Here is a 21,165-nt window from a genome sequence, read left to right as displayed (position 1 = left end):
CGCCACGCTGTCGCTGGCCATCCAGTCCGCCCCGCCCGAGCGGCGGCCGCACACCATCGCCGTATGGACGGCCGCGACCGGCGCCGCCGGCATGGTCGGCAACTTCGGCGGCGGCCTGGCGCTCCAATATCTGCCGTGGCAGGGGCTGTTCTGGGCGATGGCCCCGCTCGCGCTGGTGCTGCTCGCGCTCACCGCGCGGTTCGCGCCCCGGGGCGAGCGCCACCCCGCCCACCCCGATCTGCCCGGCACCGCGCTGCTCGTCCTCGGCTTCGTGGCCCTGCTCTACGGCGTCATCGAAGGACCCGAGCGGGGCTGGACCTCGGCCGGCGTCCTGGGCGCGCTCGGCGCCGCGGCCGTCGTGCTCACCGGCTTCGTGGTCCACGCGCTGCGCGCCGCACACCCGCTGATCGACCCGCGGGTCTTCGCCATTCCCCGGCTGCGGGCCGGGACGCTGGGCGTGACCCTCTCCTTCTTCGGCCTCTTCGCGCTGTTCTTCGTCAACGCCCAGTATCTGCAGTACGCCAAGGGGTACTCGCCCGCGCTGACCGGACTGGCCATCGGGCCGCTGGCCATCGGCATGTTGGCGGTGTCCGGCCGCAGCGTCGCGCTGGCCGGGCGGTTCGGCGCCCGGCGGGTGATCGCCGTGGGTCTTGGCATCCTCGCCGCCGGGCTGGCTCTGCTGACGTTCACCGACGCCGGCACCCCGTATCCGCTGTACGCGCTGGTCCTGCTGGTCATGGCCGTGGGCATGGGCCTGTCGCTGCCGACGCTGTCCGTGGCGATCATGGGCGCTCTGCCGCCCAGCCGGGCCGGCCTCGGCTCGGGCCTGGGCAGCGCGTCCCGGGAGGTCGGCAGCGCGCTCGGGGTGGCGGTCATGGGCACCGTGCTCACGGGCCGCTTCACCGACCGGCTGCCGCCGTCCCTGGCGGAACACGCCTCCTCCCCGGGCCAGGCGCTCACGGCCGCGCGGCACCTCGGGCCCGCCGCGCACACCCGCGCGGTCACGGCCTTCACGGATGCGATGTCGGTGGGCTTCGGCGTCATCGCTGCCGTCGTCGCGGTCCTGTCCGCCGTGGTGGTCATCTGGTTCCGGGACGGCGAGCGATAGACCGACCGCGTCAGGGCGCGACGGCCCGCAGCAGCGGGAGCAGGCGGGCCACCTCGCGCGCCACCGCGTCGCGGGCCTTCGCGACATAGCGGCGCGGGTCGACAACCTCGGGGTGGGCGGCGAGATGGTCGCGGATCGCCCGCGTGTAGGCGACGTTGAGATGGGTGGCGATGTTCACCTTCGTCAGGCCCGCCTCGACCGCCCGAGTCAGATCCGCCTCGGGCACCCCGGAGGAGCCGTGCAGCACCAGCGGTACGGGTACGGCCGCGCGCAGGTCCGCCACCAGCCCGAGGTCCACCACCGCCTCCTTGACGACCATCGCATGGGAGGTGCCCACCGCGACCGCGAGCGCGTCCACACCGGTCGCCGCGACATAAGCGGCGGCCTCGGCCGGGTCCGTACGGGCCCCCGGAGCGTGGACTCCGTCCTTCCCGCCCACCTCTCCCAGCTCCGCCTCCACCCACACACCTCGGGCGTGGCAGTCGGCGGCGACCTCGGCGGTGGCCGCCACATTGGCCTCGTAGTCCAGCGCGGAGGCGTCGAACATCACCGACCCGAACCCGAGCCCCACCGCCTCCCGCACCAGGGCCGGTTCGGTCGCGTGGTCCAGATGCACGGCGACCGGCACCCGGGCCGCGGCCGCGACCTCCACGGCCGCGCGCCCGATGGCGGCCAGCGCCCCGTGGTATCGCACGGCGTTCTCGCTGATCTGCAGGATGACCGGCGCCCCGGCCGCCTCCGCCCCGGCGACGATCGCCTGGGCGTGCTCGATCTGGATGACGTTGAACGCCCCCGCGCCGAGCCCGGCCCGTACGGCCGGTCCGACGATTTCGCCGGTCGCCACCAGCGGCATGGCCCGGCTCCTTCCGCTGCTCGTTGGTCTGTTGTCCCGGTCTCTGTACTGTGCGGCGGCCCGGCAGCGCGCCGGGCCGCGCGGTCACCCGAGGATCACCGAGCGGGTCAGATGCCGGGGCCGGTCCGGGTCGAGGCCGCGGGCCTGGGCGATCGCGACAGCGAGCCGCTGCACCGCCACCAGCTCGGCCACCGGGTCCCGCCCGTCCCCGACCAGCCGGCCGCCGGCAGCCGCGATCTCCTCCTCCAGGCCGCAGTCGCCCTCGCCGAGCCACCACACCACGCTCTTGGGGCCGGTGACGCTGATCGGGCCGTGCCGGAACTCCATCACCGGATAGGCCTCGGTCCACGCCCCCGCAGCCTCGCGCATCTTGAGCGCGGCCTCCTGCGCCAGCCCGTACGTCCAGCCCCGCCCGAGGAAGGTGAACTGCTCGGCGTCCAGCAGTCCGTCGGCCACCGGCGCGGCGATGGCGGCGCGCCCGTCGGCCTCCAGATGGGCCGGCGACGCGCCCAGGTGGGCCCGGAGCAGGACGAGCTCGGTGGTCGCGAAGCGGGTCTGGACGACGGACTCCTCGTCGGCGAAGTCGAGCAGGACCACCGAGTCCGCCACCTCGGTCACGGGGGAGCCGGGCACGGCGGTGACCACCGTGGTCGGCGCGGTGCCGCGCAAGCGACGGAGCAGTTCGAGCACTTCGGTCGTGGTGCCGGACCGGCACAGCGCGAGCACCCGGTCGTAGCGGCGGCCCGATGGCATCTCCGAGGCGGCGAACGCGTCCGTCTCCCCCTGACCCGCTGATTCCCGCAGCGCCGCGTACGACTGGGCGATGAACCAGGACGTGCCGCACCCGACCACGGCGACCCGCTCACCCGCCCGCGGCAGCGCCTCCCGCACCGCTCCGCCCGGCTCCCGGACCAGATCCGCGGCGCGGCGCCAGCAGTCCGGCTGGCTGGCGATCTCGGCCTCGGTGTAGCTCATACGGCTCCCCTTGTCATGCATGAATGAGCAGGCGGCGTGATGTGAGTTGCATCGTACGGGCCGATAATGCGCATGATTTTGCACAGAAGTCCAGCGTTCACCCTCGGGCGCGGTAGGGTGAACCGCGCCTGTGACAACGGGGCGAGCGCGGGTGACGCGGGTGACGACGGGGTGAGGGAGACGGTGTGAAACGGCCCGAGCGCTGGAACGCCCTGCTGGAGCTGTTGGCCCGGGACGGCAAGATCGACCTCGAAGAGGCGGCGGCCGAGCTCGCGGTGTCCACCGCCACGATCCGCCGCGACCTCGACGAACTCGCCCGACAGCAGATGCTCACCCGTACGCGTGGCGGCGCGGTGGCGCACAACGTGTCGTACGACCTGCCGCTGCGCTACAAGACCGCCCGGCGCGCGTCCGAGAAGCAGCGGATCGGCGCCGCCGTCGCCCAGATGATCGACCCCGGCGCGATCGTCGGCCTCAACGGCGGGACCACGACGACCGAGGCGGCCCGTGCCATCGCCACCCGCGCGGATCTGACCGCACCCGGCGGCGCCCCCGCCGTAACCATTGTGACGAACGCGCTGAACATCGCCGGTGAGCTGGCGGTGCGCCCACAGATCAAGATCGTGCTCACCGGCGGGGTCGCCCGCCCCCAGTCCTTCGAGCTGATGGGCCCGCTGGCCACCGGGGTGCTCGACCAGGTCTCCCTCGATGTGGCGGTCATCGGCGTGGACGCGCTGGACCTGACCCAGGGCGCCACCGCCCACCACGAGGGCGAGGCGAGCATCAACCACCTGATGGCCCGTCGCGCGGAGCGGGTGATCGTGGTGGCCGACAGCACCAAACTGGGCCACCGGGCGTTCGCCCGCATCTGCGCGATCGACGAGATCGATGTGCTGGTCACCGACACCGGTGCCCCGGACGAACTCGTCGCCCGGTTCACCGAGGCCGACATCCGGGTCATCCGGGCCTGACAGCCGTCCGGGCCAGGGTCCGCAGAACACGCTCCGGGTTCTTCGTGACCTCCCCGAGGAGCCGGGTGAAGCCCATACTCCACTCCTCGACGGTGGCCTGCGTGAACAGGTCCGTGGAGTACTCGAACGTCACGGTGATGGCATCGTCCTGGGGCTGCAGGACGACGTACAGTTCATTCCGCGCCACCCCCGACATGGGCAGTGCGCGCACCGAGGCCGATACCGACCGCAGGTCCAGAGCGGGCGGTGGCGTGGTGACGACGGTGAACAGCACGGCGGGGAACAGTGTGTCCCCGGTTCCGGGCGAGGCCAGCTCGGCCACGTCGGTCAGCGGCAGTTCCTGGTGGTCGAGCGCGGTGAACAGCGTCCCGCCGAGTTGTGCCACGAGGTCCGCGAAGGTCCGGGCCTCGCCGATCCGCGCGCGCAGGAGGACGGCGTCGCCCAACAGCCCGACCACGTCGGATCGCTCGGGGCGCAGGCGGTTCGCGCTGGACGCGGCCAGCACCACGTCGCCGGGTTCGCCGCACACCCCGGCCAGCCAGATGGCGAACGTCGCCGCCAGCACTGCGTACGGGGTCGTGCCCAGGTGCGTCGCGGTGTCCCCGATCCGGCGGGGAGTCTCGCCGTCGACGACCACGGTGTGCAGGGCGCCCCGCCCGGACAGCATCTCGGGCCTCGGCCGGTCGCAGGGCAGGGCCACGCTCAGTGGCGCACCGTCGAGTTCCGTACGCCAGAACCGCTCGAGTTCCGCCCTGCGCTCGTCGCTCAGCTCGTGCTCCGCCAGCGCGACATCCACGAACTGTGTGGTGAGAGCGGGCAGGTGGGCATCAGTGTCGGCCCGCCGCGCGTTGTACAGCTCCCGCAGGTCACGCCAGATGAGCCCCATGGACCAGCCGTCGCAGATCGCGTGGTGGAACACGGTCACCAGCACCCAGCGGTCCGCCCCGAGACGCGCCAGACGAAAGCGGAACAGCGGTGCCCGATCCATCGCGAACGCGCGGGACGCCTGTTCCTGGCACCACCTCTCGACGGAGGCGGTGTCCTCGGCGGGTGCGGAGAGGTCGGTGACCGACAGGTCCACGGGCGCCTCGGCCAGCACCTCGACGACGTACTCGCCGTCGCCCTTGCCGTCGCCCTTGCCGTCGTCGCGCCGCACTGCCCGGCTGCGCAGCGCGTGATGGCGCCCCACCAGGTCTTCCAGGGCCCCGGCCAGGGCCCCGGGATCCAGATCGCCCCGCAGGTCGATGCGGTGGGCGACGTTGTAGACGCTCGGGTCGGCGCGTTCGTGGTGGCGCCGCCAAAGGCGGCGCATGGTGGACGGCATCGGCACGGTGTCCACCACCTCGTGCGCGGGGGCGGGCTCGCGGCGGGCCACGACGCCCCGGATGGTCGGGTCAAGGAAGAAGTCGGCCATGGCGAGGTCGATGCCCAGACGGTCCCGCATCCGGTTCAGCAGTCTGATCGCGCTCAGGGAGTGGCCGCCGAGCCGGAAGAAGGAAGTTGTCAACGGTATCCGTCGCGCACCGAGTTCATCGCACCACAGGTCATGCAGAGCCTTCTCCAGGGGGGTGACGGGCCCGGCATCGGCCTCCCGGGCCTCGCCGTCGGCGGCGGGCTCGGGCAGGGCACCACGGTTCAGCTTGCCGGAGGCGTTCACGGGAAGCCGCTCCAGGCACACCCAGTGGCGCGGCACCAGATGGTCGGGGAGTTCGGTGGAGAGCGCGGTGCGCAGCCGCCCGGTATCGGCCGCCGAGGGCGCTGAGATCGTGGGCACTACATAGGCGACCAGTTCCGTGTCGCCGTGCCGGTCGCGACGGGGTACGACGGCCGCATCCCGTACGTCGGGGAGTGCGGTCAGCGCCGCCTGGATCTCGCCGGGCTCCACCCGGTATCCACGGATCTTCACCTGGTCGTCGGCCCGGCCACAGTAGTGAAGGGTGCCGTCGGTACGCCAGCGCCCGAGGTCTCCCGTCCGGTACCGCACCCCGCCCACGCCGTCGTCGTGGAAGGCGGCGGCGGTCTCCTCGTGCCGGGCGTGGTAGCCGTGAGCGACCGGCACGCCGCCCACGCAGATCTCGCCGACGGCGCCCACGGGCACCTCCCGCCCGGCGTCGTCCAGCAGCGAGATCCGTGCACCGGGCACCGGAGTGCCGATCGATGGCCACTCCTCGCCGCCCGGGTCGACCAGGTGCGAGGAGACGATGATCGAGGCCTCCGTGGGCCCGTACTGGTTGTACAGCGCACACCGCGGATGCGCGGCGAGAAAGCGGCGGAAGGCGCCGGTGAGCTGGAGTGCTTCACCGGCCGAGACCAGCTCGCGCAGGGACGGCAGTTGAGGCCCGGTCCCGATCAGATACTTCAGTGGGGTGCAGGGCATGAACATCCGTTGCACCTCATGGCGCCGCACCAGTTCGGCCAGGGCCGCGGGATCGTGCCGTACCTCGTCGTCGATCAGTACGAGCGCGGCTCCCGAGGCCAGCGTGGTGAAGATCTCCTGCACGCTGACGTCGAACGCGGGCGAGGTCCACTGCAGGGTACGCAGCGCCGGATGCCGCTGAAGGTGTCCACGGACGAGGTTGACCGGGCCGCGGTGGGGGACGACAACGCCCTTGGGGCGGCCGGTCGAGCCCGAGGTGTAGATGCAGTAGGCGGGATCCTCGGGCCCGGCCCCGTCCTGAACGGGGTCGCCAGGGAGCGTGTCGTCGACCTCCTCGGCCAGCTGTACGGGCAGCCGTGCCGCGAGGTCCGGGTGGAGTGCCAGGGCGGCGTCCGAGGTCAGCAGCAGGACGGGGGTGCAGTCGTCGAGGAGCCCGGCGAGTCGCGGGGTGGGCACGGAGAGGTCGAGGGGCACATACGCGGCGCCGCTCTTGAGCACGCCCAGCAGGGCGGTGATCAGCTGCGGGCCGCGCGGCAGAAGCACCGCCACGCGCTCCCCTCGCACCGCGCCCCGGGCGCGCAGCTGCCGGGCGAGCCGGTTGGCATGCGTATCCAACTCCCCGTAGCTGGCGTGCTGTTCGCTGCCGATCAGCGCGACGGCATCCGGGGTCCGGCGTACCTGCCGCTCGAACAACGCGCTCAAGGTGTCCTCGGGGGCGGGAAGTTGCTCGTCCTGGTGTCCCAGCCGGGCCAGGGTGTCGCGGTCGGCCCCGGTGACAGCGGTCAGCTCGCCGAGCGGTGCGCCGGGGACGTCGAGTGCGCGGCGCAGCGTCTGCTCCACGTAGTCCACGAATCGCCGCACGGTGCTCTCGTCGAACAAAGCCGTGTCGTACTCGACCATGAACCGCAGGCCGTCGCGGTGATGCGTCAGATAGAGACTGAGGTCGAACGGGGCGCGGGCACTCGGCATGTCCAGGAGCGTGGATGTCAGCCGGGGCGGATCGAAGTCCACCTCGCCCTCGTTCTCGTACTCCACCATCACCTGGAAGAGCGGATTGCGGCTGGGGTCGCGGTGCGGGTTCAACGCGCCGACCAACTCGTCGAAGGGGACGCCGCGGTGTTCGTACGCCGCGGTGCTCCGCTGCCGCACCCGGTGCAGCAGCGTCGGGAAGTCCGGGTCGCCGGTGAGGTCCAGCCGCAGGGCGACGGTGTCGAGGAAGAGACCGACATGGTGCTCGGCGCCCGTCGGCCGGGCGGCGACCGCCGTACCGAGGACCACGTCCTGTTGCCCGCTGAACCGGCCGAGCACCGCGCCGATGGCACTGGTGAGCGTCATGAAGAGGGTGGCGCGGTGTGCGGCGGCGAACGTCCGCAGCCTGCCGACGAGTTCGCCGCCCAGCTCATGGGTGAGGCTCGCCCCCGATCCCGATCTCACCGGCGGGCGGGGCCGGTCGGTGGGGAGGGAGAGCTGTGGGGCGCCGCTCAGCTCCCGCTGCCAGAACTCGAGGGATTCGGTGAGCTCGGCGGGGTTCGGCCTGCCGGACGGTGGTGCCTCGGTGAGGTGCGGCAGTGCGGACTCGCCGTTCGGCCAGGCGCGGTAGTAGGTGGCGAGGTCGTGGACCAGGACCACCGTGGAGGAAGAGTCGAAGACAATGTGATGGACCAGCAGGAAGAGCACATGCCGTTCTTCCGACAGGCGCAGCAGCCGGGCCCTGACCAGCGGGCCGGTGTCCAGGACCAGGATCCGGCGCCCCTCCGTCTCCAGCGCGGCGCGCAGCGCCTCTTCCTCCGTCGCTCCACTGTGGTCCTCGACCGGACACTCGAGCCGCATCCGGTCGCGTATCTCCCGGTACGGCACTCCGTCGGTGACCCCGAACACCGAGCGCAGCGCCGGATGCCGCTCCGCGACCCGCCGCAACGCCCACTGCAGCGCCGGGACGTTCAGCGGGCCGTCCAGGCGGATCGCCTTGGGCTCGTGGTACATGCTGGTGCCGGGGTGCAGCTGCTCCAGGAACCAGATGCGGCGCTGCGCCGGCGACAGCGGCAACCGCATCGGCGCGAGGGCGGCCCGCTCCCGCGCCCTGGGCCGCTCCCGGCGGCGTACCCGGTCGAGCACGGGCAGCGCCGCCAGAACCCGCTGGGCCGGGACGCCGAAATCGACGAAGCAGGAGATCTCGTCCACCCCGGCGGCCACCAGCCGGCGCACCGTCCCGGCGGCACTGTGCTCATCGCCGATCAGGGCGCGGGAGTCGCAATAGCGCTCGTAGGCGCGGCCGAGCAGGAACTCCACGTCGTCCTCGGGGGCGCTGTCCAGATCGACCTCGAAGCCCAGGCTGTTGGTGACCTGGTCGAAGAGGGACAGCGAAGAGCGCAGGTAGGAGATGAAGGGGCGGTACGCCTCGGCCCGTGCTCGTTCCGCGTCGTCGCCGAGGTAGGTGTGTACGAGCACCACGACCCGGCCCGCCGCCGGATCGAGGCCGTGCTCGGCGCGGGTGCGCCGGTACAGGGCGATGTTCTCGGCCAGTTGCTCGACGGTCTGCGTCATCAGATTGGTGACCACGCCCAGGTCCTCCGCGGCCGCCCGGCGGTAGCTGTCCGGGTTGCCCACCACTGCCACGTACAGGGGAAGCCGCTCCTGCACGGGACGGGGGTGCAGCCGTATCTCGACCGGCTCGCCGTCTCCCGCGGTCATCGCGAGTGGCCGCCCCGACCACAGCTGCCGCAGGGTCGCCAGCTGCTCGTACATCACTTCGCGGTGTCGGCCGAAGTGCTGCGGGGCGAGCGCGAAGTCTGTGGCGTGCCAGCCGCTCGCCACGCACAGGCCCGCCCTGCCACCGGAAATGTTGTCGACGACCGACCATTCCTCGGCGACCCGGACCGGGTGGTGCAGCGGCAGCACCACCGAACCGGCGTGCAGACGGACGCGGCTGGTCCTGGCCGCGAGCGCGGCAGCGAGTACCGAGGGATTGGGAAAGAGCGCGCCGAAGGAGTTGAAGTGGCGCTCCGGGAACCACAAGGCGTGGAAGCCGTGCCGGTCGGCGAACTCCGCGGCCGCCATGATCAGCCCGTACTTGTCGCGGTCGGCGTCCTCGGGGTAGTCGCCGAAGAAGTACAGACTGAAGTCGCATCCCGGGGACGGCGCGGGGGTGGTGAGGGCCGCTGGGACGGGGTGCGGAGTCGGGGATGCCGCACCTGTCCGGGATGGCGCTGCTTCCTGTGTCCCCGCTTCCTGTGCCCCTGCCTCCTGTGTCCCTGCTTCCTGGAATGTCTCCGTCGGTTTGGCCGGATCCCCACCGGGCCGCGCCAGACGTTCGGCCAGCCTGCGCGGTGTGTCAGCCGAGTCGAACAGCTCTCGAACCGGAACGCGTACCCCGTACCGCTGTTCCAGCTCCGCAGTCATGCCCATCAGAGAGAGCGAGTCCGCGCCGAGCTCGAAGAACGACTTGTCGGGCGTGATGTCGGCCGCGTCTCTGCCGAGCTTGCCCGCGGTCAGCTCCATGACCGCGTCGATGAGTTCGCTCGCTGCGACCGGCACCTTCGTGGCGGAGGGCGGCGAGGGCGTTCGCGGGACCGGGGCCGTCACCGGGACCGCCACCGGGGCCGTCACCGGGCGTCGCCGCAGCGGGTGCCCCGGCAGTGACACCCGGCCCCCGCCGTGGGTGAGCGCACGCCAGTCAAGCTCGGCTCCCCTGCGATAGAGCGCGCCGAGCGCGGTGAGCAGCCCGTGGGTCTGTACCGCCGCCCCGTCGCCGTCACCCTGCCCGGCTGTCCAGCGGCTCGCGGGTGCGCAGTGCCGGCCGAGGCCGGTGAGGGTGGCCCCGGCCCCGATCTCCACGAAGTCCTCGCACCCCTGCGCGACGGCCTTGGCCATGGCCAGGTCGAAGCGGACCGGCTGCCGCGCCTGGAGGCAGAGGTAGTCCGCGTCGACGGTCCAGCCCGCGCGGCGCACCTCTCCGTCGGCGGCGGTCACCAGCGGGGTGTGCAGCGGACGGTACGTCACCTTCTCGGCTCGAGCGCGGAATTCACGCAGCGCCGGTTCGATCGCGGCCGAGTGGTAGGCCCGGTCGACGGGCAGCGCCCGCCAGCGCAGCCCCTCCTGATCAAGCAGGAGTGCCGCCTCGTCCAGGGCCTGCCGCGAACCCGAGATCACCTGAGCGCGCGGGCCGTTGACCGCGGCCACTTCGGCACCGGCGGCACCGGCGATGCGCCGCGCGGTCCGCGTGTCGGCGCGGACCGCGAGCATCCCGCCGGCCGGGCAGGCCCGGTGCATCAGGCGCCCGCGCCACGCGGTGAGCCGCAGCCCTTCCTCCAGCGTCAGCGCGCCGGCCGCGTACAGCGCCGCGTACTCGCCGATGCTGTGGCCCAGCAGCAGCGCGGGGCGGACGCCGGCGGCGCGCCATATCTCGCCGAGCGCCGACTGGTGGGCGAACAGGGCGGCCTGAGCCGTCTCGGTGGGCCAGATCTCGCTCTCGGCCGACGGCTCCACCAGGAGGAGTGGCAGCAGGGTTCCACCGAACTCTCCGGCGTAGATCTCCTCGCACCGGTCGAGTACGCGCCGGGCGGCGGGGTACGCGGCGTAGAGTCCGCTCGCCATACCGGGGCGGGCGCTGCCCTGTCCCGGGAAGGCAAACGCAAGCAGCCCAAGGGGGCCCTGCGGCGCCCGCTGCTCCTCCAGCGCGCGGGCGAGCTCTTCGGCCGTCCGGCCGACGGCCGCGGTCCGTACCGCGCGGTGCGGTCTGCCGAGTGCCATGGTGGCCGCCACGCTCGTGGCCGCGAGCTCTGGCTGCTGCCGCAGGCGGTCGCGGAGCCGGCCCGTGAGTTCGTCCAGGGCCTGTGCGTCGCGGGCCGACACCGGCACGAGTACGGGCAGCTCGGGCGCCGCCGTCGAAGTCGCCGATGGTGCGGGAGGCTCCTCCAGCACCACATGGGCGTTGGTGCCGCCGACACCGAGGGCGCTGACTCCGGCCCGGCGCGGCACACCACGCGGTGGCGACCAGGGCCTCAGCTCAGTGGCCAGCGTCAACGGGCTGTCTTCCAGGCGGAGTTCGGGATTGGGCCGGGTCAGATGCGGTGTGGGCACCAGGGTGCGGTGCCGCAGCATCAACACCGTCTTGATCAGTCCTGCCATTCCGGCGCAGCTGTCGAGGTGCCCGATGTTCGGCTTCACCGAGCCGACCGTGCAGAATCCTCTGCGTTCGGTGCCCTCGCCGAGGGCCCGGGCGAGCGCCTCCATCTCCACCGGATCGCCGAGCCGGGTGCCCGTCCCGTGCGCCTCCACGTACGAGATCGTGTCGGCGGGGACGGCCGCCCTGCGCAGCGCCTGGCGTACCACGTCGACCTGCCCCGCGACGCCGGGTGCGCCGAAGCCGACCTTGTCCGCGCCGTCGTTGTTGACCGCGGAGCCCAGGATCACCGCGTGCACGGTGTCGCCGTCGGCCAGCGCACGGTCGAGCCGCTTGAGCAGGATCGCCGCCACGCCGTTGCCGCCGACCGTGCCGTCGGCCTCCGCGTCGAAGGCCCGGCAGCGCCCGGTGGGTGACAGGATCGATCCGGGGTGGCTGCGGTAGCCGGTCTTCTGAGGGAAGTGCACGGCCGCGGCGCCCGCCAGCGCCAGGTCCGCGTCCCCGCTCAGCACTGCCTGGACCGCGAGGTGCACGGCGACCAGCGAGGTGGAACAGGCCGTCTGCACACCGATGGCCGGGCCGGTCAGCCCGAGCCGGTAGGCGACGCGAGAGGCGAGGAAGTCCGGCTGCTGCCCGATGGTCGTCTGCATACCGGTGGCGGGGTCCTTGACGTCGTAGGGCGATCCGGACGCCGACGGCCGCTGGTGGTCGTAGAGGTGCATGCCCGAACCCGCGAACACCCCGATCCGGGTGCCCGGTCCGGCCGCCGCATAGCCGCCGTCCTCCAGCGCCTGGTGGCAGCACTCCAGGAACAGCCTGTGTGCGGGGTGCGTGAGCTCGGCTTCCTTGGGGTTCATGCCGAAGAAGTCCGCGTCGAACTCCTCGACCCCGTCGAGGATTCCGGCGACGGGCACCAGGCCGGGGGCGCTCAGAAACCCGGGGGGCAGGCCCGCCGCGGCGAGATCCTCCGCGCCGAAGGTCCGGACGCTGTCCACGCCGTCGCGGAGGTTGGCCCAGAACTGCTCCGGCGTCTGTGCGCCCGGGAAGCGAAGGGACAATCCGACGACCGCGATGCGCCGATCGCTGGTGTCTTCGGGAACGAAGCCGGTGTGTGCGGGTTCGGCCCGCCTTCCGGCGGTGCCGGACAGATGTGCGGCGAGCGCGTCGGCGGTGGGGTGCTCGAAGAAGGCGGTCTGGGGGATCCGTGTCCCGAGCCGCTCCTCCAGCCGGGCCCGCAGGCGTACCAGAAGCACGGAGGTCAGACCGAGTTCGTAGAACGGCAGGTCCGTGTCCACCGGTCGGCCCAGCACCGCGCCGGTCTCCTCCCGCACCGTCCGCGTGATCGCGTCGGGATCCCTCCCGGTGTGCGGGTCCGTGGCCGTGCCCACGGTGAATCCGCCGCCCGCCAGCCGGTCCCGGAGCTCGGCACGGCGCACCTTCCCCGCGGGCGTCCTGGGGAACTCGTCCGGCGGGACGGGCAGGACATGGGCCGCGGTGAGCCGGAGCCGAGTGAACAGCGCGGCCTTCACCTCGGCCGCGATCCGTACGTCCTCGGCGGCGCCGCGGCTCACGAAGAACACGGCCGCCTCCTCTGTGCCCCGCTCCGGGTGCGGGATGCCACAGGCGGCCACCTCCCCCTGCCGGACACCGGCGACGGCGGTGGCGGCCTCCTCGACCTCGTGGCAGTAGATGTTGTGTCCGTTGAGGATGATCAGGTCCTTGCGCCGGCCGGTGATGACGACCTGGTCCGCGTCGAGGAAGGCGAGGTCTCCGGTGTCCAGCCAGTCCCGGCCGGCGGGGTAGGCCGCCGCGTCCGCCTCCGGGTTCTTCACATAGCCGGGGGTGAGGCGGGCGGGGGAGTGCACCTGGAGGCGGCCGATTCTGCCCTCGGGCGTGAGTTCACCGTGATCGTCGACGATGCGCAGGATGACGCCGTGCACCGGTGTTCCGGCCGCGACGAAAGTGACGCAGTCCTCCTCGGGGGTTTCTTCGTCGGCCCGTATCAGCTGTTCGCTCAGGCTGCTCTTGAGCAGGCGGTGCACGGTACCGGGCCGGTCGAGCCGGCCGTAGGTGACGGCCGTGACCGTCTCGGCCATTCCCCACGCCGGGACGATGTGCCCCTCCCGGATGCCGTACGCGGCTGTGGCCTCGAGGAAGCGGGTCAGTACCGGCAGCGCGATCCGCTCGCCCCCGCAGAGCAGGGATTTGACGCAGCCGAGGTCCCAGCTTCCCTCCGGCCGCTCGGCGAGCGCGTCCGCGACGAGTTGGTAGGCGAAGGTCGGCGCCCAGCTGTGCTGTGCCCGGTGCTCATCGAGGAGGTCGAGCCAGCGCCGGGGCTCGGCGAGGACCAGCTCGGTCGGTGCGTGGACGTTGGTGCAGCCGGCGAAGACCGCAAGCATGTGGTACAGCAGGAACGCGCCGCTGTGGTCGACCGGCAGCCAGTTGACCATGGTGTCGTCCGGACCGACGTCCAGAATCCGCCGGGCGCCGGCAGCGAAGTCCGCCAGACCACCGTGCGTCAACTGCGCGGCCTTGGGCACGCCGGTGCTGCCGGAGGACAGCATCAGCAGGGCGGTGTCGGACCCGGCCGGCTCGATGTGGTCATCCGCGGGCGACGCGTTCAGGCAGTCCCGCGCGACCACGACCCGCAGCTCGGGGGCGGACTGCGCCAGCTCCGCCGCGCCGGCCGGGTCACTGAGCACCAGCGGCCGGTCCAACAACTCACAGGCGTGCAGGAGGCGTTCGAGGGCCGACGAGGCGGGGGCGGGGTGCTCCGCGATGACGACGGGGCGGGCAGCGCCGAGCACACAGGCCCAGAAGGCGGGGAAGAACTCGTCCAGCGGCAGGCCGCACAGCACCACCGCGTCGCCGGGCCGCAACCCGTGTTCGCGCAGTCCGGTGAGCGATCGCCGGGCCCGCAGCAGAAGTTCGGGGTACGGCAGAGTGGTCGTCGAACCGTCCGCGGCAACGGTGACGACGGCCCCGCCGAGGGCGGAGTCGGCGGCCATCAGCAGCGCCTGCACGGCGTCGCGCGGATCGTCCTCGGTGCGGTCCGGCTCAGGCCCCTGGCAGAAGGATTGCCCCCGTACGCGTTCCATGCGTTTCCTCTCCCTCATCTTCCCGTTGTCCGGTTGTCAACGACTGCGCCGGGCCGCGCCGCGGCGGCCGAAGGTGAACAACAGCAGGACCAGACCCCCGCACACCGCCACGCCGTGGAAGGCGCCCACGACGGCCGGGGCGGGCAGCGTCTCGAGAGCCGCCGTGGCGGCCACCGTCCCCACCGCGAACCCGGACTGCTCCGCCGTCGCCGACAGCCCGAACAGCCGGCCGCGCTGCCGGTCGGGGACCGCCTGGAGCCGGGAGGTATGGACGATCTCGGTCCAGCCGTCCGCGAACCCCGCCGACACGGCGGCCCCCACCAGGGCGAAAGCGGGCAGTCCAAGGAACGCCGCCACGAACGAAAGCGACATCGCGCAGGTGCCGAGCGCGAACGCACGCTCGTCCCACGCCGCTTCGCCCTGTCTGCGTTTCAGCACCAGATGGGCGAGAACGGTGCCCACGGCCCACGCCGCCCAGAACCGGGTCATGAACAATGCGGGTTCGTCCGGGGCGGCGGAGTGCGCGACCATCGGCAGGGCGATGTTGTGCGAGGAGGACGCCAGGGCGTCGATGCCTCTGAGCAGGATCATGCCGAGGACAAGTGAGGGCACACCTGCCGTCCCGCGCCACAGGCGCAGGCCGCGGCCTGCGCGGACCGGGGATTCGGCGCCCCCGCGGGAAGCCGTATCCGCCGGTAGGTCCCGCCCCTCCTGCTCCTCCTGCTCCTCGTCGTCCGTACGCGGCCGCAGCACCAGCAAGGCCGCCGCGGAGCACAGGAAACTCACGGCATTGATTGCGAACGCGGCGGCGTAGCCACCGAACCCGATGACCGGCGCGGCCGAGGCGAAGCCGAGCACCGTGGCCAGGGACCTCGCCGTGACCAGCAGCCCGTTCGCACGGGCACGGGCCTCCTGGCCGACCATGACCGGAACCGCGCTGCGCAGGGCGACGGTGAAGAACGTGTTCCCCGCACCGAGGACCATGACCGCGACGGCGAGCAGCCACACCGGGGTGGTCGAAGCGGTGAGCACCAGCACGGTCATGGCGGCGCCCTGGGCGACATCCGTCCAGATCATCACCGTCCGGCGGGTGACTCTGCCCGAGAGCGCCCCGGCGGTGAGCCCCGCCAGGAAGCCGGAGAACAGCCGTAACGCCATCGCCGCGCCGACACCGAGCGCGGTGCCGGTCACCTCGTAGGTGAACAGACTCAGCGCGATCAGGTTCAGGTAGTTGCCATAGCCGGACACCGCATACGCGGACACGAGAATACGGAAACGTCGATCCATACTCGCCATTGAGTTTCCCCCCGCGGGCGCACCGGTGTCGAGGCGGGCGAGTTCAGGCAGTGGCCGGCTCCCGCTCGGGGCTGCGGGCGACGGCCAGCCATACGCAGACCACGAGCGGCAGGACCAACGCTGCGAGGTTCGTCCCCGTCCAGCCCAACTGGGAGAACACCAGGTTGGCCGAGAACGAAGCCATGGCGCCCACACACGCGGTGCTGCCCTCGATGGTGGCCTGGACCCGCCCGCCCTTTCCCTGCGGATAGCAACGGACCGCATACGCGCTGCCGGAGACGTACGCCAGATTCCAGCCCACGCCCACGAGCCCCAATGACAGCATGAACGCGGACATCCCCGTGCCAAGCGAACCGATCCCGGCCCCTGTGACCAGCAGAAACGCCCCCAGCATTCCGGTCAGGCGAGGGCCCCACGCGGTGGTCAGCCGGCCGCTGAACAACGCCGGGGCGAACATCCCCACCATGTGCCACTGGATGACCATCGCCCCTTGGGACAAGGAGTGCCCGGCGTGTTTGCTGCCGATCGGGCCGACGGCCATCAGCATGGTCATCACGCCCGTGGACACCGCCAGCAAGCTGAAGGCCCTGCGGAAGTCACTGGTGTGCACGACATCGCGTACGCGTGTGGCTTGGGCCGTTTCCTCCTCCGTATCGGAATCCGTTTCCGCCGGACGAGGCGATGCGGGTCGTACGGCGAGGATGACCGGCACGACGGCGAACGCCAGGCAGGACACCAACAGGTAGGAGCCGGCGAACTCGGCGCCCACGAGACCACTGCTCTGTGTCGCGGCCCAAGGACCGACGATCGCCGCTGCCACGCCACCACAGAGAACCGTGCTCAGCGCCCTGGTCCGGGACGCCTTGGGCACCAGGTCTGCCGCGAGGAACCGGAAGTAGCCGCCCGTCGACCGGTACACCCCGACCATGCCGGTGCCCGCGCACAAGGTGAAGAAGGAATCCGTCTGGACGGCGAGCGTGGAGACCAGACCACCGGTCACCGCGATGCAGGCGCCCACGGCCAGGACCGATCGATGTCCGTATCGCGCGGAGAGCATTCCGGTCGCGTACGAGGCGATGGTTCCGGTCACCGTCATCAGGGTGAGTGGCAGCGTTGCCAGGGCGGCGGCCGGCGCCATCTCGAGACCGACGACGGCCGTCAGGGTCAGGTCGACGCTGACGCCCGCGTAATAGAGGAATTGGCAAATCGTGAGAAGGTAGACCGGTCTTCCCAGCCGGCCCGTTTTGCTGGTGGCTGGACGGGCCGCTTCTGCCACGGACTTCCCTGCACTCGTCTCGCTGTCCACTGATTCAGTTCTCCGAGAGGACCACGATGGCCATGTGGCGTCCTGTCAGATTCAGGTTCTTGGCCAGGGAGTTCAGTACATCCGCATAGATTCCGCCGTTTAGTGCCTCAGGTGCCGCCGTGCCCCGTTCGGGGAGGTATGCGAGTACGACATCCGGCGCTTCCTCGTGAGGGCCGCTCACCGGGGAATTTCGCTGCCGGGAGTTGGCGGCGGTCGACCTGAATCGATTGCCGCGGGCCGAAACCAGTAGTGACTCAAATCTTTCGCGGTCGTCGGCGGGTAGATCCAGGGCCTTTACCAGAAGGCGCAGGGTTTCCTTCCGCGGTCTGGCCACTTTCCCGCGTTCAAGGTCACGGATGGCGCGCACGCTGAGTGTTGAGAAGTCCGCCAGCTCCTGCTGTGTCATTCCGCATGATATTCGATACTCACGAAGAATCTCCCCGAATTGGGAAGATTTCTCGGATATGCTCACGACATCCCCTTCCATGGACATTGCCCCGCGTCAAGGGGCTAGTGCATTGGATTTAGACAGGCCGATCCCCAGGCTCCTGCTCCGTGACAGGGCATCAGCGAGGGCGGGGGCATGTGTGAGGTGGAGAAAAAGTCAACATACGCCAGAAAACTTCGGCATGGCGGCGCTTCCGGGGCGCGCGAAACATTACGCGCCCGGCTAATCCTGCCTTCGGGTGTGGTTCTGTGGCCACCCGTCCCAATGTGCTGTCCCCCGTCCAGATTTGAACGCTCCCCGCGGGCCGCTCTCAGTTGCTCTCGGTCGCTCTGCATTGAGCCACTGACGGTCACGCTCTGGTCATGGATCAGTATTATTGAGCGTCGTCCCGAAAGCTAAAGTGCCGCCCGCGGGGGTGTCAAGGGCTTTGGCAATAAGTGCCCACGCTGGTCAGATCTGTGCGGGGGCAAGCTCCCGCAGCGTGGGTGTTTCCATCTGTTGCGCCCTCAACGACTGCCGCATCAAGGCGAACTCGACGACGTGTTCGGCCACCAGTTCAAGGCGTTCGGCCACCTGTGGATCCTGCACCCGGCCGTCGACGTCGAACGAAGTGGTCTCCGTATTGATCGTGACCCCGAGCGGAGTGGGCCACCCACGCAGCGCGTGAACGGTTGTCCGTAGCGCGGAGACCGCCGACGCCGACGCCTGCCAACCTCCGGCGACTGATATACAGCCCACGGCTCGCCCCGAGAAGTACGGCCGTCGGTCCGAACGCAGTTCCTCCATGTAGTCGAGAGCGTTCTTCACCATTCCCGACATCGAGCCATGGTAGGCGGGCGTGGCGATAATCAGGCCGTCCGCCGACGAGACGGCTTCAATGAGTGCTTTCGCCCGTTCGGACCGTTCTGCCGCCGCGTATTCGTACAACGGCATCACGAGGTCGGGCCCGCTGATCAGCTTCACTCGCGCGCCTCGGCGGACAGCCGCGGCGAGGGCGATGCGCAAGGCCTTCTCCGCAGTCGAGCCCGCCCTGTTGGACCCGCCGATTCCCACTACCTGAACCGCTTCCGGCACGATGCCCTCCCTCTCTTCCTGCGCCACAAGTCCTCTGACATCCGCCGGTAGGCGACTCGTTCAGGCCGATACCGTCGTTCGAAGCCGCGCCGCCAGTACCGGACCGATGACCGCAAGCGCATCGGGGCCGGTCATGGCTCCGTGTGCGACGGGTACGTCGGTCACGTCGATGGCCCCGGCTACGTATGGACGCCACGCATCCGGAGTCGGCCGTCCGTCCCCTCTGTCCAGCGCGGCGGAGAAGAAGAGCAGATCACCACCGAAGACGCGGCCGCTGATCGCCCCGGACAGAGCGACATGGGTGGCGAACACCCGCGGGAGCAGCGCGAGCGCCCGTGCCGGGAGAAGCGATAGCGGGCTGCCCGGCTCCGCCGCGAGACCGAGGAACTGCTGCTCGTCGATATCGGGCGAACGGTCATCAACTGCGGCCCGCCCAATACCCTCACCCGCGGCGCCTCTCGACGCCGGCAGCATGCCCACCGAGTCCAGAAGAGCACCGAGACCCGATGTCTCGACCGTCAGCTCCTCCGGTGTGACCGGATAACCGTCGAGAACGGCGACAAGCCCGACCTCATCGCCTTCCGACTGCAGCCGCGCGGCGATTTCCTGCGCCACACCGCCGCCGAAGGACCAGCCGACGAGGTGGTACGGACCGGTCGACCGCACCTTCCTCATCTGGCTGATGTATGTCTCGGCGATCTCGACGAGACTGGCGGGGCGCTCGGCCGGGTCGGAGAGCATCGGCGACTGGAGGACGTAGAGCGGAGTGTCGGCGTCCAAATACCTCAACAGACCCGAGTAGACCCAGCCGATGCCGACCGCCGGGTGGATACAGAACACCGGAGGTCTATGACCGCCGGCGCGCAGTGGCAACATCACCGCCAGCGGATCAGCCGCCTCGATGGCGTCCGCACCGACCGTGTCGGAGTCGATGAGTGCAGCGAGCCCGCCGATTGTGGGCGTGTTGAACAGCGTACGGATGCCGAGTTCTACGGTTCGTCCGGTACGGATGCGGCTGATCAGCCGGGCCGCGAGGAGGGAGTGGCCGCCCAGATCGAAGAAGCTCTCCTCCGCGCCGATGCGAGTCGCGTCCACCCCCAGCACCTCGGCGAACACTTCCGCCAGCCACGCCTCTGTTGGTGTGGCAGCCGCGCGGCTCGATCCGGCCACCGCGTACTCGGGTGCCGGAAGCACTCGTCGGTCCAGTTTGCCGTTCGGTGTGAGTGGCAGTTGCTCGAGGACCATCACCACGGAGGGCACCATGAACTCCGGCAGCCGCGCGGCCAGCCTGGCACGGACACTTACTCCCTCGAGCGCCGTACCTACTGCCGGCACCACATAGCCGACCAGACGCTGATCCCCGGGCCGGTCCTCCCGCGCCACCACGACAGCCCGGACCACTCCGGCGCAGGCCATCAACGCGGCCTCCACCTCGCCCGGCTCGATACGGAAGCCCCGTACCTTCACCTGATCGTCGGCGCGGCCCATGTACTCCAGCACTCCATCGGCCGACCCCCGGGCCAAATCGCCAGTCCGATACATCCGCTCGCCCGCAGGCCCCCATGGACACGCCACAAAGCGTTCGGCGGACAGCCCGGCCCGCCCCAGATACCCCCGAGCCAGCTGTGCACCCGCGATATACAGCTCGCCCACCACACCCGGCAGCACCGGCCGCAACCCAGAATCCAGCACGAACATCCGCGTATTCGCCACCGGACGACCGATCGGCACCGTCGCCCCATCGGTGTGGAGCGGTGTGGACCGCCAATACGTCACGTCCACCGACGCTTCCGTCGGGCCGTAGAGGTTGTGGAGCTCGGCGTCCAGGGTCGTGTGGAACCTTCTGGCCAGGTCGCCCGACAGAGCCTCACCGCTGCAGAAGACCCGCCGCAGCCCCGTACAGCCTCGCACCGCGTCGTGCTGAAGAAAGACCTCGAGCATCGACGGTACGAAGTGGAGCGTGGTGACCGCCTTCTCCCGGATCAGCTCCGCCAGGTAACCCGGGTCTCTGTGCCCCTCCGGCTTGGCCAGGACGAGGGAGGCTCCCACGGCCAGCGGCCAGAAGAACTCCCACACCGAGACGTCGAAGCTCGATGTCGTCTTCTGCAGGATTCGATCGTCGGCGTCCAGCCCGTACTCGTCCTGCATCCACAGCAGCCGGTTGACGATGCCTGAATGCGGCACGACCACGCCTTTGGGGCGGCCGGTCGAACCCGAGGTGTAGATGACATACGCGGGGCTCCGCGGGTCGATCTCCCCCGGCGAGGGCAGTCGCACAGCGGCCGGAACCTGCTGTGTACTCAGCGAGTCATACGTTCCCTCATCGATGACCAGCACTGGCTGGGCGTCTTCGAGGAGGTAGTCGATGCGGTCCTGCGGATAGGACGGATCGATCGGCATATACGCCGCCCCCGCCTTGTGAATCGCGTAGAGCGCCACAACCAGCTCGATGGAGCGGGGCAGCTTGACAGCGACGATCCGTTCCGGGCCGACGCCTCGGAGGATGAGACAGCGGGCGAGTTGGTTGGCTCGTTCGT

10 protein-coding genes are annotated in these 21,165 nt (G+C 70.7%); 2 read left to right on the top strand and 8 right to left on the bottom strand.

Going from position 1 to position 21,165, the window contains the following annotated elements:
• Positions 1-1,108 (top strand): MFS transporter (locus CCN51_RS42325; protein ID WP_086860784.1); only part of this gene is annotated, 1,108 nt, incomplete at its 5' end.
• A gap of 10 nt (positions 1,109-1,118) precedes the next feature.
• On the opposite strand, the gene CCN51_RS42320 is transcribed toward CCN51_RS42325, so the two are convergent.
• Positions 1,119-1,961 (bottom strand): class II fructose-bisphosphate aldolase, encoded by an 843-nt coding sequence (locus tag CCN51_RS42320; protein ID WP_014173563.1) that lies wholly within the window; start codon positions 1,959-1,961, stop codon positions 1,119-1,121.
• 84 nt (positions 1,962-2,045) lie between these two features.
• On the bottom strand, positions 2,046-2,936 hold the full coding sequence (locus tag CCN51_RS42315; RefSeq protein WP_014173562.1) for an SIS domain-containing protein: 891 nt from the start codon (positions 2,934-2,936) through the stop codon (positions 2,046-2,048).
• A gap of 185 nt (positions 2,937-3,121) precedes the next feature.
• On the opposite strand from CCN51_RS42315, the gene CCN51_RS42310 reads away from it, so the two are divergent.
• Positions 3,122-3,907, top strand: a complete 786-nt coding sequence (locus CCN51_RS42310; protein ID WP_014173561.1) for a DeoR/GlpR family DNA-binding transcription regulator — start codon at positions 3,122-3,124, stop codon at positions 3,905-3,907.
• Here CCN51_RS42310 and CCN51_RS42305 read toward each other — a convergent pair.
• From CCN51_RS42305 to CCN51_RS42280, 6 genes are all read right to left on the bottom strand, one after another.
• The gene (locus CCN51_RS42305; RefSeq protein ID WP_014173560.1) at positions 3,894-14,504 is read right to left on the bottom strand and encodes a hybrid non-ribosomal peptide synthetase/type I polyketide synthase; all 10,611 of its coding nucleotides are present in this window, start codon (positions 14,502-14,504) and stop codon (positions 3,894-3,896) included. The two genes, CCN51_RS42310 and CCN51_RS42305, sit on opposite strands and share 14 nt — an antisense overlap.
• A 36-nt stretch (positions 14,505-14,540) precedes the next feature.
• Positions 14,541-15,791, bottom strand: a complete 1,251-nt coding sequence (locus CCN51_RS42300; RefSeq protein ID WP_014173559.1) for an MFS transporter — start codon at positions 15,789-15,791, stop codon at positions 14,541-14,543.
• A gap of 52 nt (positions 15,792-15,843) precedes the next feature.
• Positions 15,844-17,076, bottom strand: a complete 1,233-nt coding sequence (locus CCN51_RS42295) for an MFS transporter (RefSeq protein WP_043486127.1) — start codon at positions 17,074-17,076, stop codon at positions 15,844-15,846.
• A 34-nt stretch (positions 17,077-17,110) separates the two neighbouring features.
• Positions 17,111-17,578, bottom strand: coding sequence for a helix-turn-helix transcriptional regulator (locus CCN51_RS42290; protein WP_238545276.1), 468 nt, complete (start codon positions 17,576-17,578; stop codon positions 17,111-17,113).
• Positions 17,579-18,004: 426 nt separating this feature from the next.
• Complete coding sequence (locus CCN51_RS42285; RefSeq protein ID WP_014173557.1) at positions 18,005-18,655, bottom strand: NADPH-dependent FMN reductase; 651 nt, start codon at positions 18,653-18,655, stop codon at positions 18,005-18,007.
• Positions 18,656-18,688: 33 nt separating this feature from the next.
• On the bottom strand, positions 18,689-21,165 hold a 2,477-nt coding region (locus CCN51_RS42280; RefSeq protein WP_143676072.1), incomplete at its 5' end, for an amino acid adenylation domain-containing protein.

It is taken from the genome of Streptomyces milbemycinicus (genome assembly GCF_002154605.1).
In the GTDB taxonomy this organism is placed as follows: Bacteria; Actinomycetota; Actinomycetes; order Streptomycetales; family Streptomycetaceae; genus Streptomyces; species Streptomyces milbemycinicus.
Note: the sequence above shows the minus strand (reverse complement) of the source record. Positions and strands in the feature narration are given on the sequence as shown.